Here is a 20685-nt window from a genome sequence, read left to right as displayed (position 1 = left end):
GCAGGGTCGCTGCCGCATCCTCCCACCGGGCTGTTCAGCCCAGCTCCAGGCTCTGGGCCTGCTGGAGCAGCGCCTCAAGGACGGCGCGCGTGGCGGGCCCGGGCTCGGTGCGCGTGGAGCGGTGGCGCACCACGAGCTGGCGAGTGCCCAGGCCCGGCAGGCGCGCCACCCCCACCCCCTCGGGAACGTCACCGGCGTAGACGGCCAGCTCGGGCAGCAGCGCGCATCCCAGGCCCTGGTTGACCATGGCCAGCACCACGTCGTAGTCGTAGGCCACATGCCGGGTGGTCAGGGGCGTTCCGAGATGCCTCTCCAGGCGATCCAGGGCGAAGGCCCCGGCCGTGGAGGGGGCCATGTCGATCCAGGTGGCGCGGACCAGATCGGCCAAGGTGGTGGGCGCGGGCTGCTCGGGGGGAACGACGACGAGCCAGGCCTCGTCCAGCATCGGCGCATCGGCCATGCCCCGGGGGGCGCGGGGCAGGGTGTGCTCGTCGCGCTCCAGGAGCACCAGGTCCAGCTCCCCGCGGCGCAGCCGGGGCAGGGCCGCCGCCTCCTCGGCCTCCTCGACGACCAGCTCCAGGCCGGGCCGGGTCTCCTCCAGGACGGTGAGCAGGGGCAGGAGCAGGGCGCGCACGGCCGAGGCGAAGGAGCCCACGCGCACCACGCCGGAGGGCACGGTTTCATCAAGATCAGCGAGCTCTCGTCTCGCTGTGGTCAACTCCGCCTCGATGCGCTCCGCGGTCTCGGCCAGGATGCGGCCGGCCTGCGTCAGCGTGGCCCCGGTGGGGAATCTGTGGAGCATCCGAGAGCCGCATTCCCGCTCCAATTGGCGGATCTGCTGGGAGACGGCCGAGGGGCTGACTTGGAGGGTCTCGGCAGCCGCCACCACTCCCCCTGCTCGATGGACGGCCAGGAGGATCGAGAGACGATTCGGTGAAATATCCATCACGGATGAGTGTACTTCAGTTCTACTACATGCCCCATGCTCATACCTGCGATTGATCTTCAGTGGCGAAGGGTCCACGATCCTCTCATGCACGATCTGCTCCCCCACCTCATCAGCGTCGGCGCCTGGGCCGGCGCCGCCGCCCTGCTCTACGCCTACGTCCTGGTCTCCCGCGGCAACCTGGCCGGCGACTCGCTGAAGTATCAGGCCCTGAACATCTCCGGCTCGGTGCTGCTCATGATCAACTGCGCCTTCACGGGCGCCTGGCCCAGCGTCATCGCGAACTTCTTCTACCTGGTGGTGGGCATCAACATCCTCCTGACCGTCAAGCGCAGCTACATCACCCGGCTCCTGCGCCGCAGGGCCGCGGGCATGCACCTCCGCCTGCGCCGCCCCGGCACCGCCCCCATCCCTGCGATGGCCCCTGCCGAGACCGTCTGAGAGTCCTGAACCCGGGGAGCGCGGGGCCGGCGGAGATCCGCCGGCCCCGCCGTCGTTCCCCGGGGCGATCGCCCGGGGTTGGCCGCACTGGGCCCCTCAGTTCACCGTGGTCACCCGGGCGCTTCCGGTGGCGGTGATCGTGATCCCCTCGGCGGGCAGGATCCCCCAGGGAAGGAACGGCGGGCGGGAGTAGGCCTGCAGCGTCACCATGGCGGTCGTGCTGTCCGAGGCCTCTGCCCTCACGATCCGCAGCCCCTCCATCTCCACGGCCCGGGCCTGGTGGGTGAGGTCCTGGACCGCGGCCTCCTGAACGGACTCGTCGGTCAGGACGCCGAGCAAAGGCCCGGCCTCGCCGTCGAAGTACTCCTCCTCCCCCACCCCATTGGCGCCGGCGGCCGCCGCCGAGTCCGCCAAGGAGGTCAGGGTCTTGACATCCAGGTAGACGGCGGTCGCCGAGGCGGTGACCAGGATCAGGGCGAGGACCACCGCGATCGTGCCGATCCCGAGGATCAGGGTCTGGCCCTCCTCGCGACGCACCCAGGCCAGGGCGCTGCTCATCGCGCGCCTCATCACCCCTCCTCCGGGAAGTCCACGGCGCGCTGGGCGTGAACGACGACGGCCTGGCGCCCTGCCCCGATCGCCCCCAGCCCCGGCAGATCCACGCCGACCTCCACCCGCAGAACCGCCCCCTGGGCGCAGGTTCCCGCGCATTCGAGGGACACGGCGCTTGCCGGGTCGACGTCGATGCCCTGGTCTGACAGGGCCAGGCCGGCTGCGGCATGGGCCCGGACCACGGCCTGATCGGAGGTGTCGACCTCCAGGACCCGGGTGGCGGCATCGGCGGCTGAGACCACCGCGAAGGAGGCCGCCTGGATCTGGGACAGTGCCACGATCAGGTAGAGGACCGGGACCACCAGCATGACTGTCCAGCCGATGAACTCCACCGAGGCGTTGCCCCGCTCCTCGGCCAGTGCCTCCGCTCGCGCCCAGGAGCGCAGCCGCGGGCTCACGGCAGCCCCTCGACGCCGACCAGCGAGGTCTCATCGACAGCATGTCCGGTCACGCTCAGGGCCCCGCCCGGCCCCAGGAGCCCGAGGACCGGGAAGGGCGCGGTGACCCGGACCTCGACGACGCCGATGCCCTGGGCCCTGGTGCGCGTGACGGAGACGGTGTCCACATAGCCCTCAGCCAGGGCGGCGTCCGCCAGGGCCCGCACGCGCGCCTCGGCCTCGGCCTCGGTTCCCCCGACCAGGGCCGCCCGCCGCGCCCCCTCCCCGGCGGCATCGATGAGGACATTGCGGGCATGCAGTCCCAGGGCCACCTGGAGCAGGGCGATGACGACGGCCAGGATGAGCGTGCCCACCAGCACGAAGTCCACAACCGCCGAGCCCTGCTCGCCGTGGTCCTCAGATCGCACCGGTGACCTTGCCGATGGCATCGAGGAAGACCTGGGTCAGGGTGGTGCCGGCCACCGCCCACAGGGCGACGACGAGTCCGGCCGTCATAAGAGTGACAAGGACCCAGCCGGGGACGTCGCCCCGCTCCTGGGCCCTCAGCCTCCGGGCAGCGCCGACCAGGCGAGTCCGGGTGGTGCATGGGATGAGGGCTTTCATCGGTGTCTCCTTGGATAGTGGGAACTGTTGCGGCTTGTCATGCTGCGGTGTGCCCCGGGATCGGCGTCCGGCGCCTATAGGCCCAGGCGCAGGACGAATAGCCCGGGGAAGAGGGCGAAGACCACGGTGATGGGCAGGACGAGGAAGACCACCGGCACCATCTGGGCGATCTCCCGGCGGCCTCCCTCCTCCATGAGGTCGCGGCGCGCGGCCTCGCGCACGTCGGCCGCCTGGGAGCGCAGCACCTCCGCCAGTGGCGTGCCGCGCTCCAGGGCCACGGCGATGGCCTCGGCCAGGCGGGTGACGTGCAGGCAGTCCACCCGCGCCTCGAGATGGTCCAGGGCCGTGGTCAGGACGGTGCCCGAGCGGATGTCGGTCAGGGTGATGGCGAGCTCGTCGATCAGGTCTCCCTGGCCCAGGTCCACCACCCTCTCGATCGCGGCCACGGGCCCCTGCCCGGCGCCCACCGCCAGGGCGAGCAGCTCGACGACGTCTGGCAGCTGGGACTCGATGCGCGCGCGGCGCTGGGTGACGGCGCGGGTGAGCCACCAGTCCCGGGCGGCTGCCCCGCCGACCGCCGCCACCACCGCGAGGATCACCAGGGCGGGGATCCGGGCCGATCCCGCCCATGCGGCCAGGGCGCCGACGGCGGTGGCGGCCAGGAAGGCGACCGCGCCCCACAGGAGCTGCTGGAGCCGGAACTGCTCCAGGCTCACCGTCGTGCCGGAGCGCTGCAGGCGGCTGCGCACCGAGGCCGAGGAGGAGCCCAGGGTCTCCAGAACCCCTCCCAGGCTGAGGACGGAGGCCGCGAGCATGTCGGTCATGGAGCGCCCGTCGGCATCGGCGGCCCTCAGCAGCCCGGAGCCGGTGGAGTGCTGATGGACATAGGGCTCCAGGCGCGCCACGAGGGTGGGGCGGCGCCGTCGCACCGCCGAGACGATCGCCAAGACCCCCAGGGCGCCCATCAGACCTGCCAGGCAGCCGGCGAGAAGATGGCTCATCGCAGGGTCCTCTCCTCCTCGGGAAGCCGGCCCAGGCGCAGCATGAGCCGGTAGGCGATCACAGAGACCACACCGCCGACCGCCAAAACCAGGGCGCCCGCTGACGTGGCATAGGCGGTGGCCGCCTGGGGGCGGGTGGACAGCAGGGCCAGGACCAGCCAGGGGGCCGCCACGGCGACCTTGGCCCCGTTGACGGTCCAGGACTGGCGGGCCTGGAGCTCGCCGCGAGTGCGCATGTCCTCGCGCAGCATCCGCGACAGCGCTCGAAGCAGGCTGCCCAGGTCGGTGCCTCCAACCTCGTGGGCCAGTCGCAGGGCCTCAACGATGCGGTCGGCCACGGGGTCGGCGAAGCGCGCCTTGAGCCGGTCCAGGCAGTGATCGAATCGGGCGGTGGCCGCATAGTCGGCGGCGAAGGCGCGGAACTGGGGGCGCACCGCCTCGGGGCCGCGCTCGCCCAGGTTGGCCAGCGCCTCGGGCAGGCTCATCCCCGCGCGCACCCCGGAGACCAGGGTGTCGACCGCCTCGGGCCAGATCTCGCGCAGCCGCGTGCGCCTGCTCCTGGCTCGCGAGGAGACGAGCAGGTAGGGGGCGCCGGAGAAGATGACGGCGAAGGCGGCCGCCACCGGCCAGGCCCTGGAGACTCCGAGGAAGGCCAGGCCCACGACCAGGCCCAGGGCGGCGCTGCCCGCCACGAACATGGCGGGGCTGGTGCGTCCGGCCCCGGCCTGGATGAGCAGGTCGGCGAGCTGAGCGGAGCGCTTCGAGCGCCACTGGGGAGGGTCGGAGGTGCATGCCAGCCAGATGAGCAGGAGGCCCACACCGCCCACGAGCCCCGCGATGGCGCCCATCAGGTGAGCTCCTGCCCACCGTGGGACCCGGCCAGCAGGGCGGCCAGGTCGTGGCCGGCGCGGCGGAAGCGCTCAGCCCCGGAGGGGAATCCCGCGCCGCGCACCAGGTGACCGGTGGCGTCCCGGCGGTAGACATCGGCCAGCTCGATGATCCCGGACTCCACGCGCCCCGACAGCGCGGCGATCTCGCGCACGCCGCGCCGCCCTCGAGCGTCCAGGTCCAGGTGGACCACCAGGTCCACGGCGGCGGCCACCGTGGGGACCACGAAGTCGCTGGAGACGTTCTCCCCTGCCAGGAGCGGCAGGGTGCAGATCTTGACCACGGCCTCGCGGGCGGAGTTCGCGTGGATGGTGCACATGGCGGGCAGGCCCGAGTTCATGGCGATGAGCAGGTCGAGGGCCTCGGCCTCGCGGACCTCGCCGATGAGAAGGCGGTCCGGGCGCATGCGCAGGGCCTCCTTGACCAGGCGGCGCAGCGTGATCTCCCCGGTTCCCTCCAGGCTGGCCGGGCGGGTCTGCATGGCCACGCAGTCGCGGTTGCGCAGGGCCAGCTCGAAGACCTCCTCGCAGGTGATGACGCGCTGGCCCCCGGGGATGGCGCCGGCCAGGGCCCGGACCATCGTGGTCTTACCGGCCTGGGTCGCGCCCGAGACCAGGATGTTCAGGCCCGCCTGGACCGAGGCGTCCAGGAAGGCGGCGGCGCTGCTGGTCAGGGAGCCCATGCGCACCAGGTCCGAGGTGCGCGAGGCCCTGGCCGAGTGCTTGCGGATGTTGAGGGCCCAGTGCTGGGAGGTGATCGGCGGGATGACGACGTGAAGGCGCTCCCCTCCGGGCAGCTGGGCGTCCACGAAGGGGCTGGCCAGGTCCAGGCGGCGCCCCGAGGCCCGCAGCATCCGCTCGACCAGGACCTCCAGGTCCTCGTGCTCCAGGATGGTGGTGGTCAGCTCCGGCCTGCCGTTCCTGGCCACGAAGACCCGCCCGGGGTCGTTGATCCAGATCTCCTCGATGGTCTCGTCATCCAGGAAGGCCTGGAGGGGGCCCAGGCCCACCAGGGCGTCCAGGGCGTGGGCGCCGGCGGCCTCAGGGTCGGCCAGCGGTGGGACCAGTCCGGCGTCGGCGCGCCGCAGGTAGTCGTTGGAGGCCTCGGCAACCAGGGAGGTCAGGGCGGGACCGTCCTTGAGCGGGTCGATGCTGCGGGCGCGCACGAGCTCGCGCACCTCGGCCAGCAGGAGGTCTGGGGCATCCATGGGCTTCGTTGCCTCTCGGGATGGCGGGGGCGGATGAGGACTGGGTGAGCCTGGTGTCGATCAGCGTCGATCGGCGTCGATCGGCGCTGACCTGCGACGACGACCGGCTCGTGATCACCGTCACGAGCAGACCCTAGATCACAACCGGGTCACGGCGCCAGAGGCAATCACCGCCCTGTGGATAACTCCTGCTGTAGTGGTATCGGCACATCCTTCCGTGGGGCGCCGATACATCAGTGACTGGCGCGGCTGACCGCGATGGGGCGGCCATTCACCTACGGTTGGAGCATGTCACAGTCTCCGCAGTCCCCGGACGCCCCCGACGCCGTCGAATCCGCCGATCCGGCCGGGCCCGCGCAACCGGGCACCCCGGAGACGACCCCGGATGACTCGGCGTCGCCGGACGCCGGGCCGGCGGCGCCCAGCGGCCCGGCCGAGCCCCATTCGGCGCTGGCGCTGGCGGCCCTGGCCACGGTGGCTGTGCCCGGTCTCAACGCGGCGCGCCTGGCCCTGCCGCAGAGGCGCACCGAGCGGCTGAGCATCATCGGAGTGGTGGACACCCAGGGACGCCACTGGGAGGTCCTGGAGGCCTTCGATGAGGCCACCGGGGCGGAGCTGGATGCCGAGGCCGAGGTCCTCAGGCGGATCGGACGGGTGGTGGATGCGGGGCATGTGTCCTTCGGGGTCTCCCAGTCGGGCGGCTCCCTGCGCAGCGGCGGGAGCCACATCCAGGTGCGCTCCTACATCGAGGGCCGGCCCATCGCCGTGGAGTCGCTGCGCCCGGGCCCCGGGCTCTCAGCGGGTCTGGGCAAGGCCCTGGGCGAGCTCCATGAGATGCCGACCTCGGTGATCTCGGAGTCGGGCCTGGCGGTCTACTCCGCGGAGGAGGTGCGCCAGCGCTGGCTGGCCCTGCTCGACGACGCGGCCCCCACCGGCCACGTGCCGCCGACGCTGCTCAACCGCTGGGAGGGCGCCCTGGAGGACACGGCGCTGTGGCGCTTCAGGCCGACGGTGGTCCACGGGGATCTGGCTGAGGAGAACGTGCTGACGGCCGGCGGCTCCGTGGTGGCGGTCAAGGGCTGGGCCCAGGCGCATGTGGGCGATCCCGCCGAGGACATGGCGTGGATCTACTCCTCGGTGCCGGTGGACTGCCTGGACTCCATCGAGGACGCCTATGAGGTGGCCCGCTCCGAGGGCGTGGACAGGCATCTGCGGGACCGGGCCGAGCTGGTCAGCGAGCTGAGCCTGGCGCGCTGGCTCATGCATGGCGTGCGCGCCCAGAGCCGCTCGGTGATCAGCGATGCGGTGGCGATGCTGAAGGACCTGGCCTCCCAGGTGGGCGAGGAGCCGCTCGTGGCCCCGGCCACCCCGCGGCTGGCCCCGGTCCCCGGGGAGCGGGTCAGCGCCGACCCGGATGCCTCGACCAGTGAGGTCACCATGGTCCCTGTCGAGGACGACGAGGACGACTGAGGCCCGGCCGGAACAACCGCCACCGACCACAATGGAGGCGATTGGGCCTCCCCCTCCATCAATATCCGTAAGGAACCATGCTGCGACCTGCGCCAGCGCAGCACGGGTCTGTGATGGCAGCGGCTAATCCCCTCCACATCGGTCACTCGTGCAGCCCTGGGGCCAGGCAGAGCAGCGCGATGGCCCAGACGAGGTTGACGATATTGAACAGGGCACCGTTCAGGAGGGGCTTGCCCGGGTAGGGCAACCGAGGCAGCAGCGACCATGGGAGCATCTGGACCAGCGGCGTGAACAGCACCGCCCACCGGGGCAGGGCCGTCCAGCCCGCTGCCAGCGGGACGCAGATGATCAGCCAGCCCAGGCAGATCGCGCCGATCGACGGCACCCATGCCAGGGCGAGGAAGCGCTCGGCCCTGCGCACATGCGGCGCGCAGGCGGTCACCTCCGGACTGTGGGCCGCAGGATCGCCGGCATCGGGCTCCCATTCCGCCGTGCCGCTGCGGTCCAGGGCCTCCTGCAGGCGCGCTGAGGCCAGGGCCAGCGGATAGAAGCCGGCGTGAGCCAGGGGCGAGTAGATGATGCCGATGGCGAGCAGTGCCAGGCCGGTCAGGCCGACCTCCGGGTGCGCCGCGTCACGCAGGATCACCCAGTGCGCCCACAGGCCGGCCAGGAACAGCGGGGCCGTGTACTGACCGATGAGCGCGCCGGCCGCCAGCCTCCTGTTGTTGATGCGGGTGTAGAAGGCGCCATTGTCCGACCCTGCCAGGGCGATGAAGCGCGCGTGCTCAGTCTTATCGGGCCGGTGGAAGCCCACGATGAGGGCGTCGCCCACGATCCAGGCGATGGAGGCGACGAGAAAGGCGAGGATGGAGACTGTGGTCAGCATGGGGCTCCCAGTCCGCGGGGACACGTGCGCGACAGCGCGATGGCTCAAGCGATGAGGGTGGCGGGGGCGCCCAGGAGTTGGAAGTCAGCACCATTGCCTCATTGCTAAGGCTTACCTTAGTCGCGTGAACTCCCTGTCACCACCTGCGCCGGCACATCGGCCGCACCTGGCGCCAGGAGCTGGGCCACGGCCTCCAGGGGCAGAAGGTCGGCGGGGGCGAGCTCCTCGACCTCCCCGCGGTCCACATAGGCGTAGGCGGCGCGCACCTGCCCGGTGGGCACGCCCTGGCTGGCGGCCCAGGCGTGGACGTAGACGCTGAGTTGGTCCACGGGGACGCGCCCGCGGCCGGTCTTCCAGTCGACGATGAGCCAGCCCCCGCCGGGGGCCTGGAAGACGGCGTCGATCCGGCAGCGCAGGGTTGTGCCCCCCACGGTGAGCTCGCGCTCCACCTCCGTGGCGTGCAGGGCATGGCCCTCCAGCAGGGGAAGGCTCTCCGCTGTGGTCAGCCACTGCTCCACGCGCCGCCTGTCCGCGGGGGCAAGCGAGTCGGGCACGCCCGCGTCACTGAGCGGGATCAGGGCGGCCCGCCCGGCCAGGCGCTGGGCGATGGCCTCGTGGAACACGGTGCCCAGGCGTCCGGCGGTGCGCGGCTCGGGGGGCAGGGGCCGGCGCAGGTCCAGGGCGAAGGCCGCCGGATCGCTGCGCAGGTCATCGAGCCTCGTGGCCGCGAGGTGGGTGGGGATGCGCACGCCGGGCGCCTGAGACTCCTGGTCCTGCCTCTCGGCCAGGAGCAGGGCGGCCTCGGTCCACCAGCGCTGCACCACAGGATCGCCGCCCGCGGCGCCCGGCGCCGGCCCCACCATCTCATGGGCCCGCCGGCCGGCCTCGGCAACGGCACGGGCGGCCTGGTCACGCGCCCGCCTCAGCGCGTGGCGCTCTGCCTCGGCGGCAGGGGCGCCGGCATCGGCGCTGTCCAGAGGCTCGGGCCACCAACCGGTGCGCACCTGTGTGGTCATCGGGTTGAGCGCGCCCTCCTCGTGCTCCACCCAGCCCTGCCCCCAGGGGGTGACCAGGTCGCGGCGCCGCAGCTCCTGGAGGAACCGGGAGGCGGGCTTGGCCTTGGAGGCCTCCCTGGCCAGGTGGGAGCCGGTCAGCAGCACGTCGTGGCGGGCACGGGTGATGGCCACGTAGGCCAGGCGGCGCTCCTCGGCCAGGCCGTGGCGCCCCAGGGCCAGGGCGTAGCGCCCCCACATCTCCTTGACCGTGTCCTTGTCATCCTGGCCGGCGCTGCCCGGCTCCAGCTCGCCCAGCTCGAAGGGCGGCAGGGTCTGGGCGTCAGCTCGCAGGGGGTGGGGGAACTCGTCCCGGGAGGTCATCCAGCCGGTGGTGGACACCGTCAGGTCCGGCTTGGGGGTGGGGCGGTAGGAGGGGAAGACGCCCTCGGTCATGCCGGCCACGGCCACGGTGTCCCACTCCAGCCCCTTGGAGGCGTGGATGGTCAGGAGCTGGACGGCGCCGGGCTCGGGCTCGACCTCGGGGGCCTCCATCCCGTTCTCCCGCTCCTGGGCGGTGTCCAGCCACCTGAGGAAGCCCGCCAGGGTCGGGGCCTCGATTTCATCGGCGTACTGCTGGGCGGTGGCGTGGAAGGCGTCCAGGGCGCGCCGCCCCATGGACTGGTCGGTCCGGGCGGCGAGGTCGATGTCCAGCCCCAGGGCCTGCTCGGCCAGGCCCAGGAGCTCGGGCAGCGGCAGGTGCAGGCCGGCGCGCACTCGGCGCAGCACGGCGCCCAGGCGCAGGGCGATGGTCCTGCCCATGGGGCTGAGTGCCGGCTCCTCGCCCGCCGCGCTCCCGTGTCTGTTGCTCCAGCCGCTCCGACCGACCTGGTCTGCTTGGTCCGGCTCAGCGGGCGCCTGGGCCTGCCGGGCGTCCTCGGCCCTGACGATGGCCTCCAGGGCCTCGCAGAGCTGGGGCGCATCGGCCTCCGCAGCGCCGGCTCCGGGGCTGCGGCTCAGACCGCGGGCGATGTCATGCAGGGCGGCCAGATCGGTGGGGGCGATGCCCGCACCGGTGAGCAGGCGCATGAGGCGGTCCCCGCGCTCGGGGTCCGCGGCCACCGTGATGAGGGCGCGCAGGTCGGCCACCTCGGGGACGGTGAGCATGCCGCCCAGTCCCACGATGCTCACCGGCAGCCCGCTGCGCTCCAGGGCCGCGGCGATGGGCTCGAAGAGGCCGCGCGCCCGGCACAGGACGGCCATCTGGGCCTGAGGGCTCCAGCGCTCGGCGAGGAAGGCGGCGATGGTCTCCGCCTCCTGAAGGGGGTCCTGAAGGTAGGCCCCGGCCACGAGCCCCCGGGCCAGGCCGGTCTGCGCCGGCCGGGGCTGGAGGGGCTCAACGGGGATGTGCTCGACGACGGCGTCGCCGGGCTCGGGCTGGTGGTTGCGCAGGGGCGCGGAGACGGCGTTGGCGGCCTGGAGGATCGCGGTGTCGTTGCGCCAGGCGGTGGACAGCGGCAGCACCGGTGCGCCGGGGCCACCGGCCCCGGGGTTGAACCGCGCGTGGAAGGCGTCCAACGCTCCAGCGCTGGCCCCGCGCCACCCGTAGATGGCCTGGTGGGGGTCGCCGACGGCGGTCACCCCTGAGCCGGCGAACAGCGCCGACAGGAGGCGGACCTGAGCCACGGAGGTGTCCTGGAACTCATCGAGCAGGACCGCGGGGTACTGGGCGCGCAGGTGCTCGCGCACCTCCTGACTGCCCTCGGCGATGCGGCAGGCCAGGGCGATCTGGTCGCCGAAATCCAGCAGCCCGTGGCGGCGCTTGTGCTCACGGTAGTCGACGGCGGCCTCCAGCAGCCCGTGCCACTGGCTCATGGTCTGGGGGGCCTTGCCCACCATGGACTTGCAGCCGCGGATGGAGGCCAGGGACTCGAAGAGATCGGCCAGATCGCTGAGACCGGCGGCGGCGTCCTCGACGCTGAGCAGGTTCTCGGACAGGGCCCCATCCAGGCGCAGCACCGCCTGAGTGGCCTGGCCGAGGCTGTCCACGGGCAGGGGCTCGGTGCGGGCCTCGATGAGGCCGGAGGCGATCTGCCAGGCACGGGCCTCGGTGATGAGGGTGGCCTCCGGGTCCACGCCGATGCGCAGCCCGTGCTCGCGCACGATGGTGCCGGCGAAGGAGTTGTAGGTGGCGATGGTGGGCTCGGGAGCATCCGGGGACAGGTCGGTCAGGCCCGATGCGGCGAGCTGGGCCAGGCGCGTGGAGACCCGCTGGGCGAGCTCGGCGGTGGCCTTGCGGGTGAAGGTCAGGCCCAGGACCTGGTCGGGGCGCACGGCACCGGTGGCCACGAGGTGGACGACCCTCTGACTCATGGTGGCGGTCTTGCCCGAGCCCGCGCCGGCGACGACGAGCAGGGGGCTCAAGGGGTGGGCGATCACGCGGGCCTGCTCCGAAGTGGGGGCATGAAGGCCCAGGACTCGGGCGAGCTCCACCGGCGTCAGGCCGTCCGAGGCCACGGGGCCTCGGCCCGCCTGCCCAGCGATGATGCGAGCCGAGGCGCCAGGACCCGTGTGCTGCGGATCAGGCGCTGGAGCGGTGGGGGCGCTCATGCGAGCACTCGCCTCCCTTCGGGCTGGACGGGGCAGGAGTCCGCCACTGGGCAGGTGCGGCAGTGCTTGCCGCTGCGTGCCTGAAGCGCCGTGCCCGAGGCGTCCAGGGCCGCGGTGCGCACCAGCTCGCGCGCCCAGTCCTGGCCGGTGTCAGGATCCGGGCTGGGAGCCAGAGCCGCGCCCTTGGGGCTGATGATGGTCGCCCCGTCCCTGCCTGGCTCCTTGCCCAGCAGGACCAGGGCGCCGCCGATCACCTCATGCCCCTGGGCCTCAAGGGCCAGACGGTAGGCGGCCAGCTGCGGGTGGTGCTCGGGATCGGCGTGGGGGGTCCTGCCGGTCTTGATGTCGATGAGGCGCGCCTTGCGCGGCTCATCGGGGCCATCGATCAGTTCGAGGCGGTCGATCCTGCCGGCCAGGATCACCGGGAGCCCGGGCCCCTGCTTGCCGTGGGCGCCCTCGCCTGGCGCGCTGGCGGGGCAGGCGCCTGCCGGGACGGTCGGCGCATGCAGGAGGAGGTCGGCCTGGATGGGGACCTCGACCTGCGCGGGACCGGGGACGGCGGCCAGGTAGGAGTCCAGGCGCTCCACCATGGCGCGGGCGCGCTCGGCCTCCTGCCTGCCCAGCCAGGTCGGCGGGTAGCCCAGGCGGGGCAGCTCGGCCTCGAAGGCCTCCATGAGGGCCGGTCCGCGCAGCTCCTCGCGCTGGGCCCGCTCGGCCAGGGCGTGGATGACGATGCCCAGGCTCTGGGCCGCCGAGGCGGGGGTGCTGCCGCCCTTGCGCTGGAGGAACCACCGCAGGGGGCAGTCGGTGATGGCCTCGACGTCGGAGGGGCTGATGCGGATGGGCCGCCCGGGCCCGACCAGCGGTGCCGTGGCCGAGGCCTGCCCGCCCGCCCAGGTGGCGGGGTCGGCGCCGGGGACGTGGGCGCGCTGGAGGCGGGCCAGGATCAGGGCCGCCTGCCCCGCGCGCCGGCGCTGGAGCTGCGTGGCCTGGGGCAGGTGCCCCAGGACGACGGCCTGCCGCAGCTCGCCGACCAGCCCGCGCAGGGTCAGGTCCCCGACGTCCTGGGCGGGCCTGACCACACCCTCCTCGTCGCGGACCAGGCCGGTGGTCCTCTCGGCGATCTCGGTGAAGAAGGTGGACGGGGCGTGCTCGGCATCAACGGAGGCGGTGACCAGGAGGCGACGAGTAGCGCGGGTCAGGGCCGCCACCAGCATGCGTCGCTCATCGGCTCGGACATGCGCGCGGGCCACGACCGGATCGACCTGCGCCACGGGCATGCCCTGGGCCCCGCGCGGCAGGCGCCCTGTGGCCGCATCCACCAGCAGGCCGGCACGGGTGATCGAGTCGCGCAGGCGCAGATCGGGCCAGGAGTCACGGTTGAGCCCCATCACGGCCACCACCTCCCACTGGCGACCGGCCGCCGCCGCAGGGGTCAGGATGGTCACCCCCGCGGGGCGGGCGCCATGGGGGGCCACCGAGTCCGAGGGCAGGGCCTCGGCGGCGAGCTCATCGAGGAATGCGGAGGCCGGGGCTCCGGGCCGGCGCTCGGCCCAGACCTCGGCGCGCTTGAACAGGGCGGTGACCACGTCCAGATCCCGCTCCGCGGCCTGGGCCAGGACCGACTGCGCTCCCCCAGCGCCCTCAGGCGCGCTCAGGGCGGTCTCGCGCCAGGCCTCGGCCCGCCCCGAGGCGGCCCATGCGGCCCACAGCAGGGATTCGGCGTCATGCCGTCCCTCGGCGAGCGCCTGGAGGACCGCTGCGATCACCTCGGCGCCCCGGCACAGCGCCTGGGCCTGGGCGGCCAGGGATTCGCCGGCCACCACCTGGTGGAAGGCGCGGGCCGCCTCCGGGGAGGAGACCGTGGCCAGCAGCGCATCGTCGGCACTGGCCACGGGGCGCTCTCCCACCCCCGGCTCGATCGCCGCCGGAGCAGTCTGCTCGGCGCGCAGCCGACGCCGCAGGCGGCGCAGGTCCAGGGCGCTCAGGCCGATCAGGGGGCTGGAGAGCAGCTCCAGGGCGCTGGCCCGCTCGGGGGGCTCCCGCCCCACCCGCCCCAGGCGGCCCTCAACACCGGCGCGCACCAGGTTGACAAGGGCGGCTGCGGCGGGCTCGGCGCGCAGGAGGACGGCGGGGCTTCCCGGGGCAACGGGCAGGCCGCGGCGCCTCAGTTCCCGAGCGGTGGCACTGGCCTGGGCCGATGAGCGGACGATCACGGCCATCTCCTGCCAGGCGGTGCCGTGGTGGATGCGCTCGGCCCGCAGTGCCCGGGCCACATGGGCGGCCTCCTGGGCGGGCGAGCTGGCCACGATCGCCTCGACCCCCTGCGGGGCACCGGGCGGCACGGCCCTCGGGGCGCCCGCCGCCGTGCCCGGCACGGGCGGCGCATCGCCACCGGCCAGTCGCGGGCGGCGGTGGGAGGCGGTTCCGGTGATGGGGATCCGCTCGGCCTGGTCCCTCCACAGCTCTGCCAGCGCAGGGCCGCCGCGGTGCCGAGTGCTCAGGACCAGGCGCTCGGCCGCCAGGCCGGAGCGGTCCTCCGCGGCAACCAGGAGGCTGGGGGTGCCGCCGCGGAAGGTCTCCACCGCGGCATCGGGATCCCCCAGAACCACCACCTGGGCGCGGTGCCCCGCGCCGTCGGGCGTGGCCAGGGTGGTCAGGAGACGGGCGGTGGCGGCGGTGCAGTCCTGGTAGTCATCCACGATGACCAGGTCGGGCACCGGACGGGGGGCGGCCACGGCGTCGGCCTGCCAGGTCTCCAGGGCCTCACGGGCGCGGTCCTGAAGACGGGCGGTGTCCATCTTGCGGGTCTGGGATCGCAGCTCCGGGCTGGGCCGGCCCTGGGCGTCCCAGGTGCGCAGGAGCTGGGAGGCCGGGCCCCAGATGGGCACATCCAGGGCCCTGCCCCACTGGGCGAGCTCCTCGGCGCTGATGCCCATCTCCGCGGCGCGGGCCAGAAGGTTGCGCAACTGGGAGCGGAAGGCGCGCGAGCCGACGGCCTCGGCGGGCAGATCCGGCCAGGAGATGGCGCCGACCATGGCGGCGAGGGCCGCGTCCTCCTCGGCTCCCGCCAGCAGGACCGGGGCGGGCAGAGGATCGGGCCGCTCGGTCAGAGAGGTGGTGAGGATCGTCAGGGCCAGTGAGGCCGGGGTGCGCACGCGCACACGCCCATCACCATGGCCCTGCCCCAGCAGATGGGCGGCCCGGGCGCGAAGCAGATCGGCGCGCGCCCGCGTGGGGGCCAGGAGGATGGCGTCCCGGCCCGCGGCCACGGAGCCTGTCAGCAGGCGCAGCGCCGTCGTCGTCTTGCCGGTTCCCGGGGCGCCGAGCACCACGACATTGGCATGCCCGGCGACCCGCTCCGCAACGGCCTGCGCACTGGGGTCAGCGGCGGGAAGCCCCGGCTGCTCCAGGGCAGGCAGGAGGCGGATCGGCTCGGCAGCGGCGGACATGGGGCCATCTCATCATGGGCCGCTGACATGGATGAGAAGGCCTTGCCCGGGCCGTCGGATCGCCACCGGATCGCGACCCGCCCCACCTCGGCGCGCCGTCCCGGTCACGTCCTGGGCGCTCGTCCGCGTGAGGCGAAAACCGGGAGATCCTCAGGTCCCGGGTGCGAGGCGGGGGGAGGGCTCCACGTATGATGACGGCAGTTGCACCCCGGCCCCGGCACGGCGGCCCCACCCTGAAGGAGCACCCATGCAGGTCACCATTGGCATCAAGCACTCGGGCCGCGAGCTGTCCCTGGAGACCTCCGCCTCGCATGACGAGGTGCTGGCCGCCGTCAAGGATGCGGACACCCGGGCCGTGACGCTCCGCGACGACAAGGGCCGCAGGGTCTTCGTGCCGGCCGGCTCACTGGCCTACGTCGAGCTCGGCGAGACCGAGCCCCGCCGCGTGGGCTTCGGCGTCTGAGCCCTTTGACGCACGCCACCCCACAACTGCATAGGCCCGAGACCCCAGGAGACGACATGACGTCCATCGGTCCTGCCGCCCCCGCCCCGCCATCGGACCAGCCGCCACTGCCCATGCGTGAGGGGCTGCGCGTCCTCTACCCCTATGCCCGCCCCCATCTGCCGGCCATCGGGGCCGGCATCGTCCTGGGCCTGCTGGCCACCGCCACCTCCCTGGCCACGCCCCTGGCCACCAAGCGGGTCCTGGACATCCTGGGCGGCGAGGGCTCCTTGATCGTTCCGGTCCTCATCCTGGTGGCCCTGCTCATCGCGGGCACGCTCGCCGGAGGCGCGCAGGCCTTCGTCCTGGGCAGGGTCGCCGAGCATGTGGTGCTCAGCGCCCGCACCACGCTCATCGAGCGCTTCTTCCGCGCCAGACTCATGGCTGTCCAGCGCTTCCGCACCGGCGAGCTCATCACCCGGGTCACCTCCGACACGGTCCTTCTGCGCAGCGCCGTCACCTCCTCCGTGGTCGATCTGGTCAACGGCATGGTGGCCCTGGTGGGAACCATCGTCCTCATGGGCGTCCTGGACTGGCCCATGCTGCTCATCGCCCTGGTGGCCGTTGCCGGGGTAACCGCCATGATCGGCATTCTCCTGCCACGAATCAGCCATGCCGAGGAGCGCGCCCAGGATGCCCTGGGAGACCTGGGCGCCACGCTGGAGGGCAGCCTGCGCGCACTGCGCACCATCAAGGCCTCGCGGGCCGAGGGCCGCGAGATCGCCCGGATCTCCGGTCAGGCGGAGCACTCCACCAAGCACTCGGTGCGCGCCGTGGTCTATGAGGCACTGGTGTGGAGCATCGCCGACGGCGGCATGCAACTGGCGATGATCGCGATCCTGGGGGTGGGTGCCTGGCGCGTGAGCACCGGCGATATGGCGACCTCCACGCTGGTGGCCTTCCTCCTGTACGCCTTCAACCTCGTCAACCCCATCACCGTGCTGTCCACGGTCCTGGCCGACCTCCAGTCCGGCCTGGCCGCCGCGGCGCGCATCCGCCAGACCGAGTCGCTGACCGCCGAGGAGGATGCCGAGCCCGCGAGCCGCCAGGCGCCGCCGTCGGCCCACGCCCCGGTCCTGTCCCTGAGGGGAGTCAGCGCCGCCTACGACGGCACCCCTGCCCTGGAGGCGGTGAGCCTGGACATCCCCCGCACCGGGCACACCGCCCTGGTGGGCCCCTCCGGCGCCGGCAAGACCACGGTGTTCTCCCTGCTGCTGCGCTTCCTGGACCCCACCGAGGGCACCATCGCGCTTGACGGCACGCCCTACAGTGAGCTGAGCATCGACCAGGTGCGATCCCGGATCGCCTATGTTGAGCAGGAGACCCCGATCATCCCCGGAACCGTTCGGGACAACGTGCTCCTGCGCTCCCCCACGTCCGACGACGCCGCCGCCTGGCGGGCCCTGGCCGCGGCCCGTCTCGATGAGCGGATCCGGTCCATGCCCCTGGGGCTGGACACCGTGGTGGCCGACACCCGCCTGTCGGGAGGCGAGCGCCAGCGCCTGGCAGTCGCGCGGGCCCTGGTGGGAAGCCCCGAGATCCTCCTGCTCGACGAGGCCACGGCCCAACTCGACGCGGGAACCGAGGCCGCCATCGCCGAGGTCATTGCCCAGGCCTCGCGCTCGGGGGCCGTGATCACCATCGCCCACCGGCTGTCCACCGTGCTGGACGCCGATCAGATCATCGTCATGGACGGAGGGCGCCTGCGCGACCGCGGCACCCACGCCGAGCTCATGGCCCGGGACTCCCTGTACCGGGAATCCGTCCAGGCACTGAGGATCCACTCCGCCCCGCCCGAGGCGGGCACCCAGACCGTCTCCCCGCACTGAGCCCAAGACCCCTTAAGCCGGGTCAACCATTAGAATAACCGCCTGCCCCCGCCGACTTGCCAGGAGTGGTGATGAGCCCGCACGAGATCGTCAATGACCACCTGCGCAGGCGCCGTCGTCGCCGCATGGTCCTGCACAACGAGACCTATGCCGCCGTCGCGCTCGCCCTGACCACCGTCATCGCCCTGGTGTGGGCGAATGTCGGGCACAGCTACCACGACTTCTGGGAGACCCCGGCCTCGCTGAACGTGGGGCCCCTGAGCCTGGAGCTGACCCTGCACGGCTGGGTCGACGAGGGCCTCATGGCGATCTTCTTCTTCATGGTGGGGCTCGATGTGCGTCGAGACCTCACACTGGGCGATCTGCATCTTCCCGGGCGAGCGCTGCTCCCCGCGGCTACCGCCGTCGGCGGGCTGGTGGTGCCCGTGGGCCTCTTCCTGCTCGTGACCGGCTCCGGCCCCGGGGCCCAGGCCTGGGGAACCGTCATCTCAACCGATACGGCCTTCGCCCTGGGCATGCTGGCGCTGATCGGCCCCAAGCGCGCTCCTCGCCTGCGGCTCTTCCTCCTGGCCTTCGCCGTCATCGACGATATTGGGGCGCTGCTGGTCATCGCCGTGTTCTACACCGACTCCCTCAACCTGGTCGCCCTGGCCTTCGCGGGAGCCGGACTGGTGGGCGTGTGGTGCCTCCAGCGCGCCGGGGTATGGCGGATCCTGCCCTATCTGGCCCTGGGGATCGTCACCTGGTACGCCGTCTACCTCTCCGGGGTCCACGCCACCATCGCCGGGGTGCTCATCGCCCTGCTCATGCCGGTCTACAACCTGCGCAGCCGCGACCTGGAGGGGGCCAACGAGATCTTCCGCCTCTTCCGCCAGGCACCCGCCCCCGGCACCGCCATGGCGGTGCGCGAGGCCCTGGCCTACTCCATGCCCCTCAACCAGCGCCTGTCATTCGCCTTGCCCCCGTATGTCAACTACCTGGTGGTGCCACTGTTCGCCCTGGCCAATGCCGGCGTGGAGCTCAACGGCGCGGCTCTGGCCACGGCCGTGTCCTCGCCCCTGACCTGGGGGGTCATCGTGGGCCTGGTCCTGGGCAAGTTCATCGGCGCCATACTGGGTGCCGGCATCGTCATGCGCCTGGTCCCCTCCTCCCACCTGCCCGGTCTGGACCTGCCCCGCGTGGCGGGGATCGGCGCCCTGTCCGGGATGGGCTTCACCATCTCCCTGCTGGTGGCGGGCCTGGCCCTGAGTGACGAGGCCCTGCGCGACCAGGCCCGGATCGGAGTGCTCAGCGCCTCCCTGCTGGCACTGGCGCTGGCGGCCGTCATCTTCAGGATCGGCGACCGGCTGTGGCCCCTTCCGCCCCCCGAGGACGAGTCCCTGCGCCGGCCCATCGATGACCACACCGACCACATCGTCGGCGATGTCAATGCGCCGGTGACCCTCATCAACTACGCGGATATGACCTTCGAGGGCCGCTGGCGACTCATGGAGGCCCTCAAGGGGATGCGCCCCATGATCGAGGACGGCCGGGTGCGCGTGGTGCTCCGCCACATGGCCTACACCCCGGAGGCCATCAATGCTGCCCTGGCCCTGGAGGCCGCCTATCTGCAGGACAAGATCTGGCCCATGCACGATGCCCTGGCCGAGTTGCGCGGCGACGTCGACGACCACACGATCTCCCAGGCCGCGGAGTCCGTGGGGCTCGACGTCGACTCCCTGTGGTCGCGCATCACCAGCGGCGCTGACGAGGCCAAGGTGACCGACGACGGCCTGGATGTCGAGGGCCTTCAGGAGGACGGCAGCCCCGTGGTCTACATCAACGGGCGCCGGCTGCACGGCCTGCTCCATCGGTGGACGCTCACCGAGGCCGCCAACGAGGCGCTGGCGGAGGTGAAGAGCTGAGGCCCTCAGCACCCCCGGGCCAGGCTCCCGGACAGCCGGGCGCCGAAGCGGCCCAAGTCCGTGACGTGAGGCGACAGCCACGGTCCACGACCCTCGCGGGCACGTCCTGAGCCTGGTCGGCGTGTTGCAGGTACTGCCCTGACGCGATATCGTTACCTCATTCTGCCCCGCCATCCTCCGGGATTGGCGGGGTTTTTTTGCCCGAATGAGGTACCCATGGATCGCGTCGCCGTTTTCTTCGACTACCAGAATGTCAGCGGCTGGGCGAGGCGCTGCTTCGCGACCAGCGACGGACACATCTGGCCCAAGGCCACAGCCGACCTCCTTGTCAACCGTCGCCTGCGTCCCAGCATGCTTGTCGAGACCCTCGTCTACCGCGGCCGCCCAAACCCGACGCGACAGTCAGTCTCCGCCCGGGCCAACGACCGCCAAACAGCCGAATGGGAGGCGACGGGAGCGACCGTGGTGCGACGCAACCTCCAGTACCCGCCCCAGTGGCCCAGCGTCCCCGCATCGGAGAAGGGGATCGACGTCGCTCTCGCCGTCGACCTGGTCAAATACGCTATCAGGGGCGACATCGACGCCGCGATCGTCTTCACCAGCGACAAGGACATCCTCCCAGCCATCGAGTTCGTCTACCAGAAGACCAGTTGCCACATCGAACTCGCCTGCTGGAGCGGAGGCCGTCGCCTTCGTGTCGGCAACACCCAGATCCCCTGGTGCCAGTTCCTCAACGAGGGCGATTTCCTCAGCGTCCAGGACCTGACTGACTATGCGGGACTCAACTGAAGACGGGGCTCAGGGTCACCCAGTGGCCAGAAAAGGACCCGATACGATCGAATCCCTGTACACGGTGCGATCGGAAGGAGGACGCCATGCCGTATAAGGGCCCACGCCTGAGCATCGCCAGCCTCCTGGAACAAGCCCAGGCTGCGCCACCACCA

Annotated in this window: 17 protein-coding genes; 6 read left to right on the top strand and 11 right to left on the bottom strand. The window is 72.4% G+C overall.

Annotated elements, in window-relative coordinates:
- Positions 1-34 precede the first annotated feature (34 nt).
- Entirely contained in the window at positions 35-946 is a 912-nt protein-coding gene (locus EL266_RS07000) for a LysR family transcriptional regulator (RefSeq protein WP_026427325.1), read from the bottom strand.
- A gap of 87 nt (positions 947-1033) precedes the next feature.
- On the opposite strand from EL266_RS07000, the gene EL266_RS06995 reads away from it, so the two are divergent.
- Positions 1034-1387, top strand: coding sequence for a CBU_0592 family membrane protein (locus tag EL266_RS06995; protein WP_026427324.1), 354 nt, complete (start codon positions 1034-1036; stop codon positions 1385-1387).
- A 96-nt stretch (positions 1388-1483) separates the two neighbouring features.
- On the opposite strand, the gene EL266_RS06990 is transcribed toward EL266_RS06995, so the two are convergent.
- From EL266_RS06990 to EL266_RS06960, 7 genes are all read right to left on the bottom strand, one after another.
- On the bottom strand, positions 1484-1957 hold the full coding sequence (locus tag EL266_RS06990) for a hypothetical protein (protein WP_026427323.1): 474 nt from the start codon (positions 1955-1957) through the stop codon (positions 1484-1486).
- Positions 1957-2397, bottom strand: a complete 441-nt coding sequence (locus tag EL266_RS06985; protein ID WP_232011976.1) for a hypothetical protein — start codon at positions 2395-2397, stop codon at positions 1957-1959. Before EL266_RS06985 ends, EL266_RS06990 begins: the two co-directional genes overlap by 1 nt.
- Positions 2394-2804, bottom strand: a complete 411-nt coding sequence (locus EL266_RS06980; protein WP_026427321.1) for a TadE/TadG family type IV pilus assembly protein — start codon at positions 2802-2804, stop codon at positions 2394-2396. Before EL266_RS06980 ends, EL266_RS06985 begins: the two co-directional genes overlap by 4 nt.
- The gene (locus EL266_RS06975; RefSeq protein WP_026427320.1) at positions 2794-3000 is read right to left on the bottom strand and encodes a hypothetical protein; all 207 of its coding nucleotides are present in this window, start codon (positions 2998-3000) and stop codon (positions 2794-2796) included. The genes EL266_RS06980 and EL266_RS06975 overlap by 11 nt, the downstream gene beginning before the upstream one ends.
- A 74-nt stretch (positions 3001-3074) precedes the next feature.
- Positions 3075-4001 carry a type II secretion system F family protein gene (locus EL266_RS06970; protein ID WP_026427319.1) on the bottom strand — a complete coding sequence of 309 codons (927 nt, stop codon included), beginning with the start codon at positions 3999-4001 and terminating at the stop codon, positions 3075-3077.
- Complete coding sequence (locus tag EL266_RS06965) at positions 3998-4849, bottom strand: type II secretion system F family protein (protein WP_026427318.1); 852 nt, start codon at positions 4847-4849, stop codon at positions 3998-4000. Before EL266_RS06965 ends, EL266_RS06970 begins: the two co-directional genes overlap by 4 nt.
- The gene (locus tag EL266_RS06960) at positions 4849-6096 is read right to left on the bottom strand and encodes a CpaF family protein (protein WP_026427317.1); all 1248 of its coding nucleotides are present in this window, start codon (positions 6094-6096) and stop codon (positions 4849-4851) included. The genes EL266_RS06965 and EL266_RS06960 overlap by 1 nt, the downstream gene beginning before the upstream one ends.
- A 288-nt stretch (positions 6097-6384) precedes the next feature.
- On the opposite strand from EL266_RS06960, the gene EL266_RS06955 reads away from it, so the two are divergent.
- Entirely contained in the window at positions 6385-7566 is a 1182-nt protein-coding gene (locus EL266_RS06955; RefSeq protein WP_084500898.1) for a phosphotransferase, read from the top strand.
- A gap of 142 nt (positions 7567-7708) precedes the next feature.
- Here EL266_RS06955 and EL266_RS06950 read toward each other — a convergent pair whose 3' ends face one another.
- From EL266_RS06950 to EL266_RS06940, 3 genes are all read right to left on the bottom strand, one after another.
- On the bottom strand, positions 7709-8452 hold the full coding sequence (locus tag EL266_RS06950; protein ID WP_026427315.1) for a hypothetical protein: 744 nt from the start codon (positions 8450-8452) through the stop codon (positions 7709-7711).
- A 116-nt stretch (positions 8453-8568) separates the two neighbouring features.
- Complete coding sequence (locus EL266_RS06945; RefSeq protein WP_084500896.1) at positions 8569-12054, bottom strand: ATP-dependent helicase; 3486 nt, start codon at positions 12052-12054, stop codon at positions 8569-8571.
- Positions 12051-15506 (bottom strand): UrvD/REP family ATP-dependent DNA helicase, encoded by a 3456-nt coding sequence (locus tag EL266_RS06940; protein ID WP_026427314.1) that lies wholly within the window; start codon positions 15504-15506, stop codon positions 12051-12053. Before EL266_RS06940 ends, EL266_RS06945 begins: the two co-directional genes overlap by 4 nt.
- A 247-nt stretch (positions 15507-15753) precedes the next feature.
- Between EL266_RS06940 and EL266_RS06935 the strand changes: the two genes are divergently transcribed.
- The 4 genes from EL266_RS06935 (at position 15754) to EL266_RS06920 (ending at position 20530) form a co-directional block, all read left to right on the top strand.
- On the top strand, positions 15754-15969 hold the full coding sequence (locus EL266_RS06935; protein ID WP_026427313.1) for a DUF3107 domain-containing protein: 216 nt from the start codon (positions 15754-15756) through the stop codon (positions 15967-15969).
- Positions 15970-16025: 56 nt separating this feature from the next.
- Positions 16026-17837 carry an ABC transporter ATP-binding protein gene (locus EL266_RS06930; RefSeq protein WP_126412253.1) on the top strand — a complete coding sequence of 604 codons (1812 nt, stop codon included), beginning with the start codon at positions 16026-16028 and terminating at the stop codon, positions 17835-17837.
- A 71-nt stretch (positions 17838-17908) separates the two neighbouring features.
- Positions 17909-19741 carry a Na+/H+ antiporter NhaA gene (nhaA, locus tag EL266_RS06925; RefSeq protein WP_034515089.1) on the top strand — a complete coding sequence of 611 codons (1833 nt, stop codon included), beginning with the start codon at positions 17909-17911 and terminating at the stop codon, positions 19739-19741.
- 216 nt (positions 19742-19957) lie between these two features.
- Positions 19958-20530: an NYN domain-containing protein gene (locus tag EL266_RS06920; RefSeq protein WP_026427312.1), complete on the top strand. Its 573-nt coding sequence runs from the start codon at positions 19958-19960 to the stop codon at positions 20528-20530.
- Positions 20531-20685: the final 155 nt, after the last annotated feature.

The organism is Actinomyces slackii, from assembly GCF_900637295.1.
Taxonomy (GTDB): Bacteria; Actinomycetota; Actinomycetes; order Actinomycetales; family Actinomycetaceae; genus Actinomyces; species Actinomyces slackii.
This window is presented reverse-complemented; position numbering and strand designations above follow the sequence as displayed.